We start from the raw sequence: 17,036 nt of genomic DNA on the forward strand, positions 1-17,036 counted from the left end.
CCGCGCGGGCCCGCCGCACCCGATCGGCAGCCCCGCGGAACGCCGGTGGCCCGGAACGCGTCGTCGCGTTCCGGGCCACCGGGGAGACCAGGTCCCGCCGAACTCAGGTCGCGCTGATCAGGTTCATCGACAGCAGACCCATCAGCACCAGGCCCAGCAGCAGCCGGTACCACACGAACACCGAGTAGCTGTGCTTCGACACGTACCGCAGCAGCCACGCGATGGTGGCGTAGCCGACCACGAACGACACCAGCGTCGCCACGATCATCTGCGGCACCGAGGCGGCGTTCGCCTCGGACCGGTCGAGCACGTCCGGGATGCTGAACAGGCCCGCGCCGAACACGGCGGGCAGGGCCAGCAGGAACGAGTACCGGGCCGCGGCGGCCCGGTCCAGCCCCAGGAACAGACCCGCGGTGAGCGTCCCGCCGGAGCGGGAGACACCGGGGATGAGGGCCATGGCCTGGGCGAAGCCCATGCCGACGGCGTCCTTCAACTCCAACTTCGAGCGCACCTGCTTGCCGACGTGGTCAGCCACGCCGAGCAGGATGCCGAACACGACCAGCACGATCGCCGTGATCCACAGGTTTCGCAGCGACGAGCGGATCTCGTCCTTGAAGACCAGGCCAAGGATGCTGATCGGAATCGACCCGAGGATGACGTACCACGCCATCCGGTAGTTCTCGGTCTTCCGTGCGGCCTTGCTGAACAACCCCCTGAACCAGGCGGACAGGAGCCCGCCGATGTCCTTGGCGAAGTAGATCAGCACTGCCAGCTCGGTCCCCAGCTGGATCACCGCGGTGAACGAGGCGCCCGCGTCGTTGCCGAAGAACAGCGTGGACACGATGCGCACGTGCGCCGACGACGAGATGGGGAGGAATTCCGTGAGTCCCTGCACCAGGCCGAGGACGATGGCCTGCAACCAGCTCAACTACCCACTCCCGCCAGATCCAAAGCCTCGGACGCCGCGCGGAGCGCGGCCGTCCCCTGGGCCAGATCTTGCAGCATGGGCGAGACGGTCAGCGTCGTGACCCCCGCTTGGGCGTAGGCGGCCATCCGGTCGGCGATCCGCCCCACCGGACCGAGCAGCGAGGTGGCGTCCAGGAACTCCAGCGGCAGCGCCGCCATCGCCCCCGCGTAGTCCTTGGCCAGGTACCGCTCCTGCACCTCGGCGGCCTCGGCGGCGTAGCCCATGCGCACCGCGAGGTCGTTGTAGAAGTTCTTCTGCCTGCTGCCCATGCCGCCCACGTACAGCGCCGCGTACGGCCGCACCAGGTCCGCGCACGCCCGCCAGTCCTCGCCCACGACCAGCGGCGCGGTGGGCACCACGTCGAACCCGTCGAGGCCCTTCCCCGCCTTCTCGCGGCCCGCGCGCAGCAGGTCCAGGGACTCCCCGGCCTGCTCGGGGGAGAAGAACAGCGCCAGCCACCCGTCGGCGATCTCGCCCGCGAGCTGGACGTTCTTCGGGCCGACGGCCGCCAGGTAGAGCGGGATGTGCTCGCGCACGGGGTGCACGGTGAGGGTGAGCGCCTTGCCGGGGCCGTCCGGCAGGGGCAGCACGTAGTGCTCGCCCTCGTGCCTGAGCCGCTCGCGGCGCAGCGCGGTGCGCACGATCTCCACGTACTCGCGGGTGCGCGCGAGCGGCTTGTCGAAGCGCACGCCGTGCCAGCCCTCCGACACCTGCGGCCCGGACACGCCCAGCCCCATCCGGAACCGCCCGCCGGACAGGGTGTCCAGGGTGGCCGCCGTCATCGCCGCCATGGCCGGTGTCCTGGCGGGGATCTGCATGATGGCGCTGCCCACGTCCACGCGTTCGGTGTGGGCGGCCACCCACGAGAGCACGGACGGCGCGTCCGACCCGTAGGCCTCCGCCGCCCAGACCACCGAGAAGCCGAGCCGGTCGGCTTCCTTGGCCAGTTCGAGGTTCGCGGCGTCGTTGCCCGCGCCCCAGTACCCGAGGTTCAGTCCCAGTCGCACACGCGGACCCTACCGACCGGTAACCACGATGGCCAGGTGATCACCCTCTAGGCTTCGCGGGGTGGAACAGCGATACCTGGGACGCAGCGGTCTGCGGGTGTCCCGGCTCGGGCTCGGCACCATGACCTGGGGCCTGGACACCGGGCCCGACCAGGCGGCGAGCCAGCTCCAGGCCTTCACCGAGGCGGGCGGCACGCTCGTGGACACCGCCGACGTCTACTCCGACGGGGAAGCCGAGCGCATCCTCGGCGCACTGCTGGGCGAGGTCGTCCCGCGCGATCGGGTGGTGCTGGCGACCAAGGCGGTCGCGCGGCGCGACGACGGCCCGTTCGGCGGCGGCGCCTCGCGCGGGTCCCTGCTGGCCGCGCTCGACGGCTCCCTGCGCAGGCTCGGCGTGGACCACGTCGACCTGTGGCAGCTGCACGCCTGGGACCCGGCCGTGCCCCTGGACGAGACCCTGTCCGCGCTGGACTCGGCGATCGCCTCCGGCAAGGTCCGCTACGCCGGGGTGTCCAACTACTGCGGCTGGCAGCTGGGCACCGCCGCCGCCCTGCCCGGCCACACCCCGATCGTGTCGAACCAGGTCGAGTACTCGCTGCTGGAGCGCGGCGTGGAGCGCGAGGTCGTGCCCGCCGCGCGGCACCACCGGGTGGGGCTGCTGCCGTGGGCGCCGCTGGGGCGCGGCGTGCTCACCGGCAAGTACCGGCACTCCACGCCCGCCGACTCGCGCGGGGCCTCCGAGGCGCTGGCCGGGTACGTGCAGCGGCACCGCACCGAGCGGGCCGCGCGGATCGTGCAGGCCGTGCTGACCGCCGCCGAGGGCCTGGGCAGCTCGCCGCTGCGGGTGGCGCTGGCGTGGGTGCGGGACCGGCCCGGCGTGGTCGCGCCGATCGTGGGGGCCAGGGACACCGTGCAGCTGGTGGCGTCCCTGGCCAGCGAGGACCTCGTGCTGCCGTCCGCGATCCGGGCGGCGCTGGACGACGTGAGCGCGGTGGGGTTCGGCTACCCGGAGACCGAGCTGGGCTGAGCGCGGACGCGCGGCGGCGCGCCCTCGCGCGGGTTCGGCCTCCGCGCCCGGCCCGACTCGCGGTCAGCCCTCGTCCGGTCCGCGCCCCGCCCCCTGACCCGTCTGCCCGCTCTGCCCCGTCTGACCGGTGGGCGGGGTCCGGCCCGCCTGGGCGCCGCTCCCCGCCTGCCTGGTCACGCGCCTGCCCCGCCGCTTCGCCGGGTGGTGCGCCGCCGCCCGCTCGCGACCGGGCTCCGGCTCCTCCTCCGCCAGCTCCCGCGCCGCCAGCAGCCACGGCGGCGCCCCGTCCACCGCCTCCTCCAGCCACGCCGAGGCCCGCGCCGCCCGCTCCACCGCCCCCGGAGCCCGCACCCGCCGCGCCAGGTGCTCCACCAGCACCCCCACCCTGGTCGCGGCGGGCGGGTGGCAGCCCGCGAACGGCACCGGCGCCCCGGTGCGCTCGGCCAGCGCGTGCACCGCCTCCTGCAGGAACAGCGGCAGCAGCAGCCCCACCACCAGCAGCCGCTCCCGCTCGTCGCGCTCGCGCGGGGCCGCCCGGTCCGCGTCGCGCAGCAGCACCGAGGCCGCCAGCCGGTCCGCGTCGTGCTCACCGGCCCAGCCCACCGACCTCGCGTCCAGCACCCCCACCGGGGTGCGCGCCTCGGTCCACCGGACACCCGACACCAGGTCCCCGCGCAGCACGTGCGCGACCTCGTGCGCCAGCAGGAACCCCAGCGCGTGCCGCCACAGCTCGCCCGCGACCGCCGCGCGCGTCCCGGACAGCTCCGGGAGCGGCCTGGGGCGCGCGGCCCCGTTGCCGTGCAGGTGCGCGTTGAACGCCTCGGCCAGCGCGTACCCGACCCGCTCCCCCGCCAGCAGCGGCTCGCCGCCCTCCGGCCCGGCCGCCACCATGATCTTCACCACCCCGCGCAGCAGGTCCAGCAGCCCGCTGTCGACCAGCAGCAGCGCCCCGCCTCCGGGCACCGGGTGGCACAGCCCGTCCAGCGCGCCGGTCGGGAACACCGCCGGGTGCAGCGGCGTGGTCACCGGCAGGCCCGCCGCCCACGACAGCCGCAGCACCGGCGGCAGCGCCGCCTCCAGCGCGGTCTGCCAGTCCCGCAGCCGCTCCTGCCGGTAGGCCGGTGGGCGCAGCCTGACCTCGACCAACCGCCCCAGCAGCACCTCGCGCCGCTCGCCGCCGACCGTGGCCCAGGTGTGGTAGCGGCCGTCCGGGCGGACGGGGCGGGGAAGGGGGTCGAGGTGGTCCACGACCCTCCGGTTGCGCAGCAGCTCCTGGTGCCGCTCCTTGAGCCGGTCCACCGTCATGCGCCCTCCTCCGGTTCACCGGGCATGGTGTCCACGGGTGGGTGTCGGCGGTGGCTCTATCACCTCGCCGGACCAGCGATTCCACCCTCCCCCTGCGTGACGGCGTCCGGTCGGTGATGGATGCTGGGGTCCGGTTGTGCGAACGGGTTAACTGGAGGTCCAACAGTGCGTCGTCTGGCCGCGGTGGTGCTGACCGGGGCGTGCCTGGTCACCGGCTGCTCCGTCGAGGACACCCCGTCGGACCCGCTCCAGGTGGCGGCGACCCTGTACCCGGCCACCCCCGCCGCCTCGCCCGCGACCACCACCGCCCCCGAGGGGACGGTGCTGCCGCTCGGGAGGGCGAGCGCGCTGGCCGTGACCGCCTCGCACGTGGCCGTGGCGCTGACCGACCCGCCGTCGGTGGCCCTGTACCCGCTCGCGGGCGGCGACCCGCTGACCGCGGCGCTGCCGGGGCCGGTGGAGTCGCTGGTCGTGGACGGCGCGGACGTGCTGGCCCCGGTGCCCGGCAGCGGCGTGGTGGTGACGGTGCGCCCGGACGCGACGACCACCTCGCAGGAGGTCGGCGGCGCGCCGGTCGACGTGGCGCGGGTGGGCGGGCGGCTGGTGGTGGCCCGCCGCGAGGCCAAGGACCTGGACCTGGGCGGGCGCGCGATGGGCGGCTTCTCCAGCCCCGACCGGGTGCTCGCGTTCGGCGACCGGGCGATCGTGCTGGACCGGCCGCGCAGCGCGGTGTTCGACGTGGACCCGGCCGCCGAGCGGCCCGGCGCGGGCCTGCGGGCCGGTGAGGGCGCGACGAACGCGGTGGCCGACAAGTACGGGCGGGCGCTGGTGGTGGACACCAGGGGCGGCGAGTTCATGGCGTTCTCCAGCAGCCCGCTGATCATGCGCCAGCGCTACCCGCTGCCCGGCGGCCCGTACGGGCTGGCCTACGACGAGCGCACCGACCTGGCGTGGATCACGCTGACCGAGCGCAACGAGGTCGTCGCGTTCGACGTGGCGGGCGGCGAGCCCAAGGAGGTCCACCGCTACGCGACCGTCCGCCAGCCCGACTCGGTGGCGGTGGACCCGGAGACCGGCCGGGTGTACGTGGCCTCGGCGGGCGGCGAGGGGATGCAGGTGATCGAACCGTGAGCGAGCAGCCGTCGGTGGGCGACGCGGTGGTCGAGGGCGACTGGGAGTACCGGCCGCTGCGGCTGCCGCCGGGGGTGTCGCGGAAGGCCGCGGCGATCCAGCTGAGCGTGCAGGCGGAGTTCGCGGGCTGGGAGCTGGCCAGGACGCTGCTGTTCGGCGACGGGTCGCGCAAGGTGTGGCTGCGGCGCAGGCGCACGGCGGCCACCCTGCCGGGTCTGAGCATCTGAGCTTCCCGCCCGAGCTTCCCCAGGCCCCGAACGGGGTACCCGTGGTGCGCCGGTGGTGCGGGTAACCGCTGGTGGAGCAGGCCCCGACCGGCCCGCGAGCCGCCGTTCACCGCAGCGCGCTGCTCCGTTCGCGGGCATTGCTGGGCACCCCTGCCCGCCGATACTGTCCGGGCGGGCGGGCGACCCAGTTGCGCTGGAGGCCGCCCTCGACCACCACAGCCGTGGTACCACACCTGTGGTGATCGGGGTCCTGACGCCCATTCTGCTCACACCGAGCGCCCCGCCGCTCACCGAGCGCGCCGAAAACCCCGAACCTCGCGCCCCGGAGGACCCACCGCCCTCCGGGGCCCCACCTTCCGGGACGTCTCAGGCGGCCGGGGGTTCGGCCGGGGCGCCCAGGTACCGGTTCACGGTCAGCCGCAGCTGCTCGGCGTGCAGGTAGATGTCCTCCACCCGCTCGATGGCCACGCGCGTCTCGACCTTCTGCTCGTCGAACACCCCGAGGTACTTCTTGGACCGGTTGAACCACAGCCGGGCGATCGGCCTGCGGTTGTTGTCGTCGAGCAGCACGCCGAAGTAGGTCTTGGTGTCGCGGGCGTAGACCCTGGTGGCGGGCACCGAGCCGCAGACGATGGCCCGCACGATCCGGAACCCCTCGACCTCCTCCTCGGTGGTGACGACGTCACCGCCCCGCTCCTCCACCCCGGCCGGCGGGGTCTCGACGGGCGCGGGCTCGCTCTCCTCGACCTGCGGCGCCCCCACCCCGCGCACGTACGACCCGCCGCCGAGCGCGTTCTTGAGCCGGTCGTTGACCTGGTCGTTGAGGAACTGGCGGCACGCCTTGTCCACCAGCGGCGCGAACTGCTCGCGCACCCGCTGGGTGAACGAGCCCTCGTAGACGCGGGTGGCCAGGAACTTCACCCAGTCGTCCTCGGGCTCCTTGAACTGCGCGGCGAGCACCCGCTTGAGCTGCCCGATGTACTTGAGCTCACCGGCCGCGCTGATCACCGAGTCGAGGTCGAACGCCTCCTTGGTCAGCTTCGCCAGCTCCGGCAGGAGCGCCTCGTCCACGTCGGAGAAGTCCATGACCAGGAACGGCTTGGCGTCCATGCGGTTGGGCGCGTCGAGGTCGGTGTAGAACTGGTAGACCTCGCCGTTGGTCAGGATCGCGATCCGCGCGTTGGTCGCCGCGAAGTAGCGGAACAGCTGCGAGGCGTGCTCCAGCCTGAGCGGGTCGTTGACCTTCTTCGCCTCCAGCAGGACCTGCACCTGCCCGTCGTGCACGATGGCGTAGTCGATCTTCTCGCCCTTCTTGACGCCCACGTCGGCGGTGAACTCGGGGATGACCTCCGCCGGGTTGAACACGTCGTAGCCGAGGACCGTGCTGATGAACGGCATCACGAAGGCGTTCTTGGTCGCCTCCTCGGTCTCGATCCCGGCCTTGAACTTGCGGATCTTCATGGCCAGCGCCTGCGCCCGCTCCGCGATGTCCATCCCCAGCTCCCGTCGACGAGGGGCGCCGAGGCGGTGTGCCGATCACGACCTGCCCGCCGCGCCCGTTCAGCCCATCGATCCGCGAACCACGCCCGTTACCAGCGGATACGTGAGCACAGGCGGGACGAACCGGACATGTTCACTCGAACGGCGGAAGCCCGGACGGTCGCACCCCGCCGCGTCCGAACACGGTCCGCGACTGATCAGCAATCCGGCGTGCCCCCTCCCGACGTGATCCGCCACGATGTACCGATGCACACCCCGGACCCCGCCCCGCACGTCAGCCTGCGCCCCCTGGACGAGCCGGGGATCGAGCGGCTCCTGCAGGTCGCCCTCGCCGACGCCGACCCCGAGGACGTCATGCCGCCCGGCTGGACCACCGACGCCCAGTTCCGCGCCTTCTACCGGGCCATGCCCGCGTTCGAGGTGCTGGTCGACGGGCGCACGGCGGGGATGGTGCGGTTGGCCGACGACGGCGAGACCGGCATGTGGCTGGCCAGGTCCGCGCGCGGCTCCGGGGTGGGCAAGGCCGTGCTGCGGCTGGTGCTGGCGCACGCCACGCGCGCCGGGCTGCGCGCGGTGCTCGCCGACACCACCACCGACAACGCCGCCGCGCTCGCGGTCCTGCGCGCGGTCGGGGCCGAGCTGCGCACCGAGGGGGACCGGGTGCTCGCCGAACTGCCCCTGCCGGACGGACCCGGCACCCGACCGGCGGACGCGAACGGGAGCTGACCTCGGGCAGTGCCGGCACGGGCCGGCGGACGCGGACGACACCGGGCATAGGAGCGCACACGGCGTCCGACCTGCGGCGAGGTCGCCACCGGGCAGGATGCGCCGCGCGCCACGGCGGCCGGGCAGCGCGCCCCCGAACCGTCACCGCGCCACCGCACCAGCCCTCGTTCAGCCAGTCTCCGCCCGCAGGGCGTGCGCCAGCGCCAGCACGCCCCGTCCACCCCACGAGCCCCGCGAGTCACCCCCGCGCCCGCGCCGACGCGACCTCGATCCCGTCCAGCAGCACCTCCAACCCCGCCGCGAAGCTCAGCGACGCCTCCCGCTCCAGGTACCCGTCCCCCTCCGGCGGCCCGTCGCCGGAGAGCTCGACCGGCGGCGGCGGGTCCTCGTTCACCCACACCACCATCGGGAACCGGTTGCTCAGGTCGTACACGTCCAGCAGCGGCGCCCGCCCGTACCACCACTCCTCGTCGCCGATCCCGGTCGCCTTCGCCGCCCCCCGCGTGTCCGCGGTGACCTGCGCCGACCCGCGCACGAACTGGGTCAGCGCCCCCACGATCCCGCGCAGCCCGCCCCGCCCGATCCCGGTCTCCCGCAGGATCGTCACCAGCGTCTCCAGCGACGCGAACTCGTTCGGCCCGAGCACCGGCCGCGCCTGCGAGACGCGCAGCACCCACGGGTGCCACAGGTAGAACGCCCTGGTGTCGCACGCCCACTCCCCCAGCGCGGGCCGCCACCCGTCGTCCAGGTCGTACCGCCCTGGCAGCTCCGCCAGCACCCGGTCGTACATCAGGTCCACCAGCTCGGCCTTGTTGGGCACGTACGTGTAGAGCGCCATCGCCGTGCGCCCGAGCCGCTCGCCCACCGCCCGCATGGACAGCGCCTCCATGCCGCCGTCGTCGGCCACCGCGATCCCGGCGTCCACGATCGAGTCGACCGTCAGCCCCTGCTTCGGCCCCGGTTTCACCTGGTCACCGGTGTCCTCCCGCCACAGCAGCGACAGGGACCGCCGAGCATCACCCTGTCCAGCGTACAAAACCACTTGCAACTCCTTACAGCCTAAAGTACCTTCGGCCCCATCGCCACTTTACGCCATAAACAACACGGGGGGAACAGGGGAATGGCCAACGCAGCGGACAGCCACGACGCGATCGAGGTGCGCGGAGCCAGGGAGAACAACCTGGCCGACGTCTCGGTCGACATCCCCAAGCGCAGGCTGACCGTGTTCACCGGCGTCTCGGGCTCGGGCAAGTCCTCGCTGGTCTTCGGCACCGTCGCGGCCGAGTCCCAGCGCCTGATCAACGAGACCTACAGCGCCTTCGTCCAGGGCTTCATGCCCACCGTCGGCCGCCCCGAGGTCGACTCCCTGCGCAACCTCAGCGCCGCCATCGTCGTGGACCAGGAGCGCATGGGCGCCAACGCCCGCTCCACGGTCGGCACCGCCACCGACGCGCACACCATGCTGCGCATCCTGTTCAGCCGGTTGGGCGTCCCCCGCATCGGCACCTCGGCCGCGTTCAGCTTCAACCTGCCCGACGGCATGTGCCCGCGCTGCGAGGGCCTGGGCAAGGTCTCCGCCGTCGACGTCGACCAGCTCGTCGACCGCTCGAAGTCGCTGCTCGGCGGGGCCGTCACCGTCCCCGGCTTCACCGTCGACAACTGGTACGTGCAGACCTACGTCGCCTCCGGCTTCTTCGACCCCGACAAGCCGCTGGCCGACTACACCGACGCCGAGCTCGCCAAGCTCCTGCACGGCGAGCCCGTCAAGGTCAAGCTCGGCTCCACCAACGTCACCTACGAGGGCCTGGTCGACAAGGTCCAGCGCCTCTACCTGTCCAAGGAGCGCGAGTCGCTCCAACCGCACCTGCGCGCCTTCGTCGACCGCGCCGCCACCTTCACCGCCTGCCCCGCCTGCGGGGGCGCCCGCCTCAACGAGGCCGCCCTGTCCTCCCGGATCGACGGCCTGAGCATCGCCGACTGCTCCGCCCTGCAGATCAGCGACCTCGCCGACTGGGCCGCCAAGCTCGACGCCCCCTCCGTCGCCCCCATGACCGCCTCCCTGCGGCACACCCTCGACTCCCTGGTCCACATCGGCCTCGGCTACCTGAGCCTGGACCGCCAGTCCGGCACCCTCTCCGGCGGCGAGGCCCAGCGGGTCAAGATGGTCCGCCACCTCGGGTCCGCCCTCAGCGACATCACCTACGTCTTCGACGAGCCCACCGTCGGACTGCACCCGCACGACATCCAGCGGATGAACAGCCTGCTCCTGCACCTGCGCGACAAGGGCAACACCGTCCTCGTCGTCGAGCACAAGCCCGAGACCATCCGGATCGCCGACCACGTGATCGACCTCGGCCCCGGAGCGGGCACCCTCGGCGGCCGGGTCTGCTACACCGGCGACGTCGCGGGCCTGCGCGCCTCCGACACCCCCACCGGCCGCCACCTCGGCCACCGGGCGGGCCTGCGCGAGCACCCCCGCACCCCCACCGGTCAGCTGCCCATCACCGGGGCCACCCTGCACAACCTCAAGGACGTGAGCGTCGACGTCCCGCTCGGCGTGCTCACCGTGGTCACCGGCGTGGCGGGCTCCGGCAAGTCCTCCCTCGTCCACGGCTCCCTCGACGGCCGCCCCGGCGTGGTCACCGTCGACCAGTCCGCGATCCGGGGCTCGCGCCGCAGCAACCCCGCCACCTACTCCGGCCTGCTCGACCCGGTCCGCACCGCCTTCGCCAAGGCCAACAAGGTCAAACCGGGCCTGTTCAGCGCCAACTCCGAGGGCGCCTGCCCGCGCTGCAAGGGCATCGGGCTGGTGTACACCGACCTGGCCATGATGGCCGGCGTCGCGACGCTGTGCGAGGAGTGCGAGGGCAAGCGCTTCACCCCGAAGGTGCTGGAGTACCGGCTGCGCGGCAGGAACATCAGCGAGGTGCTCGCGATGCCGGTGACCGAGGCCCTGGAGTTCTTCACCGAGAAGCCCGCGCGGGCGATCCTGGAGCGCATGTCCGACGTCGGCCTGGGCTACCTCACGCTCGGCCAGCCCCTCACCACCCTGTCCGGCGGCGAGCGCCAACGCCTCAAGCTGGCCATCCGCATGGGCGAGGCCGGGGCCACCTACGTGCTGGACGAACCCACCACCGGACTGCACCTGGCCGACGTCGACCAGCTGCTCGGCCTGCTCGACCGGCTGGTCGACGCGGGCAACACGGTGATCGTGATCGAGCACCACCAGGCCGTGATGGCGCACGCGGACTGGATCATCGACCTGGGACCGGGCGCGGGCCACGACGGCGGGCAGGTCGTGTTCACCGGCACCCCGGCCGACCTCGTCGCGCGGGCGCACACGCTGACCGGCAGACACCTGAAGGAGTACGTGGGCCTGGGGTGACCACAGCACCACGCCCTTCGAACAGGCGCCCCTCAAGATCATTCATCGGGGTGGTGATCACGCCGTTCCCCCCAACCGCCAGGATGTGCGCCATGCTTCCCCTGACCGTCAGCAGAACCGAGCTCGTCGTCCCCCGTGTCGTCCGGATCACCTTCACCGGCGAGGGCCTGGACGCCATCCACACGTGGCCCGACCAGCAGGTGAAGCTCCTCCTCCCCCGACCCGGCCACGACCTGCCCGAACTCGTCTACCAGGAGGACACCTACGGGATGGGGTGGTACCAGGCGTTCATGGCCATCCCCGAACCCGAGCGCCCGTGGATGCGCAGCTACACCATCCGCCACCACCGCAGGGAGCAGTCCGAGGTCGACATCGACTTCGTCCTGCACGAGGGCGCCCACGGCCCCGCCACCGCCTGGGCCGCCACCGCCAAGCCCGGCGACGTGATCGGCCGCTACGGCCCCTCGGCCGCCTACACCCGCCCGCTCAAGCGCGCCGACTGGTACCTGTTCGCCGGAGACGCCACCGCGCTGCCCGCCATGGCCAGCCTGATCGAGTCCCTGCCCGAGGGCTCCACCGTCCTCGCCATGACCACCGGCCCCCAGCAGCCGTTCCCCTTCGCCGACATCCGCTGGGTCGACGACCTGCAGGCGGCCGTGGCCGAGACCGAACTGCCCGCGGGCACCCCCACCGCGTGGGTCGCGGGCGAGGCCTCGGTCGTGCGCGCGCTGCGCAGGCACCTGGTGCAGGACCGGGGTCTGGAGCGGGGCCGGGTGGAGTTCACCGGCTACTGGCGCAAGGCCCTCACCCAGGACGACGCCCCCACCGACGAGGACCTGGCCGACGCCCGCGAGAAGACCCGGTGACCGGCTGGAGCGGCCCAGTCTGGAGCGGCCCAGCGCCCCGGTGACGACGCGGAGCCCAGCCGGGCAGGGCCGCGGACCCAGCGGTGGACCGAAGGCGAACCGGTGGCAGGCCGAGGGCAGGGGCAAAGGTGGATTGGTAGCGGGCTGGGGGGCGGCTACGCGCCAGGCGCTTCCCTGGGCACCTCGTCCACCACGTCATCGGCCGCACCCGTCTCGGGGCTGCGGCTGCCTGCCTCCGGGGTGCGCGTATCCGGGGTCTGAGTCTTCGGGGTGCGCGTCTCTGCGGTGTCCGTCTCGGGGGTGTGCGTCTCGGGGGTGTCGCCGACGACCTCGCGCAGTTGCGACCGCTTGGTCACCCCGAGCATCGGGAACGCCTGGTACAGGTGGAACTTCACCGCCCTGCGGGAGAGCAGCACCCGCTCGGCGATCTCCTTGGTGGTCATCCCCGAGGCCGCCAGCCGAACGATCTCCTGCTGCTCCGGCGACAACCCGGACAACGCAGTCCGGGTCCCTGGCGTGACCTGCGCCCCGGTCGCCGCCAACTCGGTCCGCGCCCGCTCGACCCAGGGCCGGGCCCCCAAGCGCTCGAACAACTCCAACGCCCCACCCAGCGCCACCCGCGCCCGCTCCAGCACGTCCACCGGGTCCTGCCCCGCCACGGGGGCGGACCGGCGCAACTGCTCGCCCTGGTCCAGCAACAACTTCGCGTGGTCGAACGGCCACGGGGTGGTGACGGGCAGCTCACCGGGGTCCAAGCCCACCAGCAGGCGGGCCCTGGCTATCAGCAACCGCAACCTCGGCGGCGTGTCCCCCCTGGTCAACTCCTCGGTCCTGCGCAGCACCGCGGCGACCCACACCAACGGCGCCACCCCACCAGCCGCCCCGCCACCGGCCACCGGATCAGGGCCGGCCGCCGCCCCGGAACCGCCGCTATCGCTCTGAGCGCCACCAGCCGCACCAACGCCACCAGCCGGCGCCGGAGTGCTCGCGCCACTTCCTGTGTCACCGGTAGCCGCCTCGGCGCCACTGACCCCCGCCGGACTGCTCGCGCCACTCCTTGCGCGACCGGCAGCCGCCTCGGCGCCACCGACCGCCGCCGGGGTGCTCGCGCCGGTTTCCGCGCCACCGGCAACCACCCCAGCGCCACCGACCGCCGCCGGGCTGCCGGCCGCCCGAGCAGCACCTTCCCCGTCATCTCCCGCACCGCCGGCAGTCCCGCCGAGGGAGCCCCCTGCAGCGCCCACCGCACCGACCGTCCCAGCACCGCCCCCAACCGGGCCCGCGCCACCCCGCACCGCACCACCGTCCCCGAGGTGGACCGCCGCCCCCGCCAAGTCGGCCACCGCGTAGTGCGACAGGTAGTAGTGCACCGGCTCGCCGTCCTCGGTGAACACCGCCGCGTAGGCCGCGAACGCCGCCGCGTGGTCGCCCACCGCCGTCGCGGCCAGGCCCTCCGCGAACCTCGCGTGCACCACCGCGTCCAGGCTCACCCCCGGCGCCCCCAGGTCCACAGCGTCCGCCACGTGCCTGCGCGCCATCGCCACGTCCCCCCGGACCGCGGCGAGCGCGGCGGCCTGGGTGGTCGCGGCGATCGTGCCCACGTCCGGCGACACCCGGTGCGCCGCCACCAGCGGGGCCAGGACCGCCTCCGCGTCGGCCCACCTGCCGGTGTGCCAGTACGCCTTGGCCAGCGTCGACGCCACCAGCCCCGCCGACCGCACCGACCCGTGCTGGTCCACCGCCGTGGCCAGCAGCTGGATCGCCGCCTCGTACTCGTCCCGCAGGATCGCCAGCGCCCCCGCGAACACCACCTCGTTCTGCTGCCCCCGGTCCGTGTCCACCTGCGGGGCCGCCGCGAACGGGAACGCCACCACCGACGCGAACCTGCGGGTGATGTCCTCCCCCGGCTCCAGCAACCCCGCCAGCAGACCCGGCTCGCCGATCGCGTAGGCCGCGTACGCCACCAGCCCCACCGCGTTCAACGTCGCCCGGTCACCACCCGCGGCCCGCGCGATCGGCATCGCCAGCTCCAGCGCCTGGTCCGGGTGCACCGTGCGCCGCAGCACCGCCGTCGCCTCCAGCATCGACGCCCACGACGGGCCCGGCGACCCGGCGCCCGCGCGGGCCGCGAGCATCCTGGCCCGCGCGTGCCTGCCCAGCGACATCGCCGTCAGCGCCGCCTCGCCCAGCCGCGCCACCTTCCGCTCCCCCTCGGGCGTCAGGTCCGCCGCCCGCTCCCACGCGTCCAGCGCCGCCTGGTTCGCCCCGCGCCGCGCCGCGCGCCTGGCCGCCTCCGCGATCTCCGCCGCGACCGCCTCGTCCGCGTCCGAGCTCGCCGCCGACAGGTGCCACGCCCGCCGGTCCGGGTCCGCCCGCGCCGCCTCCGCCAGCAGCAGGTGCGCCCGCCTGCGCTCGGCGAACCCCGCACCCCGGTACACCACCGCCCGCAGCACCGAGTGCCGGAAGTGCACGCTGCCCTCCCGCACCCGCACCAACCCGGCCGCGACGGCGGGCTCCAGCGCCTCGGCCGCGCCCGGCAGCACCGCGCTGTCGTCGGCCGCCGCCACCACCAGCGCCGCCCGCGTCACCTCGGGCAGCGCCGCCAGGTGCGCGGTGAACGCCCGCTCCAACCGGTCCGCCAGCGGCACCGGGTCGGTGTCCTCGGCGACCTCCGGCGCCTGACCGGCCAGGGTCACCAGCGCCAGCGGGTTCCCGGCCGCCGCGTCCAGCAGGGCCCGCCGCACCGCGCCGCCCGGCGGGTCGGGCTGCCGGTCCAGCAGCGCCTCGGCGTCCCGCTCGGCCAGCGGGCGCAACCGCAGCACCGGCACCTGGAAACCGGCGGGCGGGATGGTGGCGCGCGCGGCCACCAGCAGCCCGATCGGCTCGCCCACCAGGCGCTGCGCCAGGAACGACACCACGTCCAGCGAGGCCCGGTCCGCCCACTGCGCGTCGTCCAGCACCACCAGCAGCGGCCCGCTGTCGGCGCGCGTGGACAGCAGCGTCAGCGCGGCCAGCCCGGTCTGCAGGCTGTTGGCCCGGTCCGCCGCGGCCAGCCCGAACGCGCCGTGCAGCGCGTCCCGCTGCCTGCGGGGCAACCGGTCGGACAGGTGCAGCAGCGGCCTGAGCAACCGGTGCAGCACCGCGTAGGGCAGCGCCTGCTCGACCTCGCCCGCGTGGGCCCGGAACACCGTGGTGCCCGCCTCGCGGGCCTGCTCGGAGACCTGGTCGAGGATGGTGGTCTTGCCGATGCCCGCGTCGCCGAGCAGCACCAGCGCGCCACCCGAACCGGGCTGGACTCGCGCGGTGACGTAGGCCAGCTCGGCCGCCCTGCCGACGACGTGCGTGATCATCGGCGGTGAGCTTAGCGGCCGGGCACGACAGCACCGATGCCCCGCAAAAGGGTGGTCTTGGTATCCGCGCGTACCGAAAACCCCTGGTGAGCCGGTCCGGTGCCGACGATCCGGGACATACCGCGTGAACCACCCGCCCCCCGAAACCCCCCGAAGTCGCCGAAGGCCCCCCGCCTGTCCTTGCGGTTTGGGGGAACGTGAGTTTTCGGATGTCCGGACCACCGGGATGATTGGTTTCGTTCGACACTGAAGGAATAATGGGAATTACCCGAAAGGCGCTCGGGTTCGACGGGTGGCGAACCCGCCCCTACACCTCGCCGGTCGCCGGGGCCCCGGCGGGGCGCGTCGCCCCTTCCGCTCACCGGAACGACCGGCCCGCGCCGCTCCCACCAGCGGCGGGAGCGCGACCGCGGCGTCATCCCGCTCCCCTGGGCGGGCGGCGAGGACCTGTGAACGGGGCAAACCGGTGACACGTGGCCCACGACACCTTTTGCCCCACCCGGCGCACGGACCCCGCTCCCCCGCCACCCGAGCGCGCCACCCACCGGAAGCCGGCCTCCCGTGCAGCGAGAACGCCCAGGAAAACCCGCCCGCGACACGGGTTGATCACCGTCCGGGCGGGCTTCGCGGCGTGGCTACGATCGGCCGCGTGACCCACTCCCCCGCCCTCGGACGGCCGGGTGTCCGGGGTCCCGTTCGACCAGCGGTCGCCCCCTCCCCGCCGCACTCGGGGGAGTCCGCCCGCACGTGTGGAGGAACAGGGTGGCAGGAGGAACATCCCAGCCCGGCCGGGGAGTGATGGCCCGCGCGCTGGACGTGCTCAACGCCTTCGAGGGGCACCGGGACGGCCTGGTGCTGGCCGACCTGGCGCGGATCAGCGGGCTGCCGCTGACCACGACGCACCGGCTGGCCAGCGACCTGGTGGCGCAGGAGGTGCTGGAGCGGCTGCCCGACCGCAGGTACGTGGTGGGCCGCAAGCTGTGGCAGCTCGGGCTGCTCGCGCGCGTGCAGGGCGGGCTGCGGGACGTGGCGCTGCCGTTCCTCCAGGACCTCTACGAGGCCACGCGCGAGAACGTGCACCTGGCGGTGCGCGACGGCGACGAGGCGCTGTACCTGGAGCGGCTGCACGGGCACTCGTCGGTGCCGGTGGTGAGCAGACCCGGCGGGCACCTGCCGCTGCACGCCACCGGCGTGGGCAAGGTGCTGCTGGCGCACGCGCCGCAACCGGTGGTCGCCGAGGCGGTGCAGTGCGCGGAGAAGGTGACGCCGTACACGATCACCGAGCCGGGCAGGCTGCTGCGCGAGCTGGCCGAGGTGCGCCGCAGGGGCTTCGCGCGCACGGTGCAGGAGATGACGCTGGGCACCTGCTCGGTGGCGGTCCCGGTGCTCGACCGCCGGGGTGACGTGGTGGCCGCGCTGGGCGTGGTGACCGCGACCCGCCGCGAACCCGCCCGGCTGGTGACGGCGCTGCGGATCGCGGCCGGGGGCATCAGCCGCGCGCTGCGCTGACGGCGCGCCGACCTGCGCGCCGACCTGCGGGCGCCC

General features: G+C 74.0%; 13 protein-coding genes. 7 read left to right on the plus strand and 6 right to left on the minus strand.

The genetic code is table 11. The features are described from left to right. Positions 1-103: 103 nt before the first annotated feature. Both AMIR_RS17565 and AMIR_RS17570 read right to left on the minus strand, forming a co-directional pair. Positions 104-928 carry an undecaprenyl-diphosphate phosphatase gene (locus AMIR_RS17565; RefSeq protein ID WP_015802302.1) on the minus strand — a complete coding sequence of 275 codons (825 nt, stop codon included), beginning with the start codon at positions 926-928 and terminating at the stop codon, positions 104-106. Next, the gene (locus tag AMIR_RS17570) at positions 925-1,974 is read right to left on the minus strand and encodes an LLM class F420-dependent oxidoreductase (RefSeq protein ID WP_015802303.1); all 1,050 of its coding nucleotides are present in this window, start codon (positions 1,972-1,974) and stop codon (positions 925-927) included. Before AMIR_RS17570 ends, AMIR_RS17565 begins: the two co-directional genes overlap by 4 nt. 61 nt (positions 1,975-2,035) lie before the next feature. Here AMIR_RS17570 and AMIR_RS17575 point away from each other — a divergent pair, with 61 nt between their 5' ends. After that, positions 2,036-3,001, plus strand: coding sequence for an aldo/keto reductase (locus AMIR_RS17575; protein ID WP_015802304.1), 966 nt, complete (start codon positions 2,036-2,038; stop codon positions 2,999-3,001). Between the two features lie 63 nt (positions 3,002-3,064). Here AMIR_RS17575 and AMIR_RS17580 read toward each other — a convergent pair whose 3' ends face one another. Continuing rightward, positions 3,065-4,306 (minus strand): hypothetical protein, encoded by a 1,242-nt coding sequence (locus tag AMIR_RS17580; RefSeq protein WP_015802305.1) that lies wholly within the window; start codon positions 4,304-4,306, stop codon positions 3,065-3,067. A 165-nt stretch (positions 4,307-4,471) separates the two neighbouring features. Between AMIR_RS17580 and AMIR_RS17585 the strand changes: the two genes are divergently transcribed. Both AMIR_RS17585 and AMIR_RS17590 read left to right on the plus strand, forming a co-directional pair. Continuing rightward, on the plus strand, positions 4,472-5,437 hold the full coding sequence (locus AMIR_RS17585; protein WP_015802306.1) for a YncE family protein: 966 nt from the start codon (positions 4,472-4,474) through the stop codon (positions 5,435-5,437). Beyond that, on the plus strand, positions 5,434-5,664 hold the full coding sequence (locus AMIR_RS17590) for a DUF5703 family protein (RefSeq protein WP_015802307.1): 231 nt from the start codon (positions 5,434-5,436) through the stop codon (positions 5,662-5,664). Before AMIR_RS17585 ends, AMIR_RS17590 begins: the two co-directional genes overlap by 4 nt. 366 nt (positions 5,665-6,030) lie before the next feature. On the opposite strand, the gene AMIR_RS17595 is transcribed toward AMIR_RS17590, so the two are convergent. Then, complete coding sequence (locus AMIR_RS17595; RefSeq protein WP_015802308.1) at positions 6,031-7,158, minus strand: type I restriction endonuclease; 1,128 nt, start codon at positions 7,156-7,158, stop codon at positions 6,031-6,033. A 252-nt stretch (positions 7,159-7,410) separates the two neighbouring features. Here AMIR_RS17595 and AMIR_RS17600 point away from each other — a divergent pair, with 252 nt between their 5' ends. Then, on the plus strand, positions 7,411-7,890 hold the full coding sequence (locus tag AMIR_RS17600) for a GNAT family N-acetyltransferase (RefSeq protein WP_015802309.1): 480 nt from the start codon (positions 7,411-7,413) through the stop codon (positions 7,888-7,890). Between the two features lie 238 nt (positions 7,891-8,128). On the opposite strand, the gene AMIR_RS17605 is transcribed toward AMIR_RS17600, so the two are convergent. Continuing rightward, the gene (locus AMIR_RS17605) at positions 8,129-8,932 is read right to left on the minus strand and encodes a TetR/AcrR family transcriptional regulator (protein WP_015802310.1); all 804 of its coding nucleotides are present in this window, start codon (positions 8,930-8,932) and stop codon (positions 8,129-8,131) included. 78 nt (positions 8,933-9,010) lie between these two features. Between AMIR_RS17605 and AMIR_RS17610 the strand changes: the two genes are divergently transcribed. Then, positions 9,011-11,275: an ATP-binding cassette domain-containing protein gene (locus tag AMIR_RS17610; RefSeq protein WP_015802311.1), complete on the plus strand. Its 2,265-nt coding sequence runs from the start codon at positions 9,011-9,013 to the stop codon at positions 11,273-11,275. A gap of 92 nt (positions 11,276-11,367) precedes the next feature. Then, complete coding sequence (locus tag AMIR_RS17615) at positions 11,368-12,141, plus strand: siderophore-interacting protein (protein ID WP_015802312.1); 774 nt, start codon at positions 11,368-11,370, stop codon at positions 12,139-12,141. Positions 12,142-12,296: 155 nt separating this feature from the next. On the opposite strand, the gene AMIR_RS42795 is transcribed toward AMIR_RS17615, so the two are convergent. Then, positions 12,297-15,491: a helix-turn-helix transcriptional regulator gene (locus AMIR_RS42795; RefSeq protein WP_015802313.1), complete on the minus strand. Its 3,195-nt coding sequence runs from the start codon at positions 15,489-15,491 to the stop codon at positions 12,297-12,299. A gap of 762 nt (positions 15,492-16,253) precedes the next feature. Here AMIR_RS42795 and AMIR_RS17625 point away from each other — a divergent pair. Further along, positions 16,254-17,000, plus strand: a complete 747-nt coding sequence (locus AMIR_RS17625; protein ID WP_015802314.1) for an IclR family transcriptional regulator — start codon at positions 16,254-16,256, stop codon at positions 16,998-17,000. Positions 17,001-17,036: the final 36 nt, after the last annotated feature.

It is taken from the genome of Actinosynnema mirum DSM 43827 (assembly GCF_000023245.1).
Classification (GTDB): Bacteria; Actinomycetota; Actinomycetes; order Mycobacteriales; family Pseudonocardiaceae; genus Actinosynnema; species Actinosynnema mirum.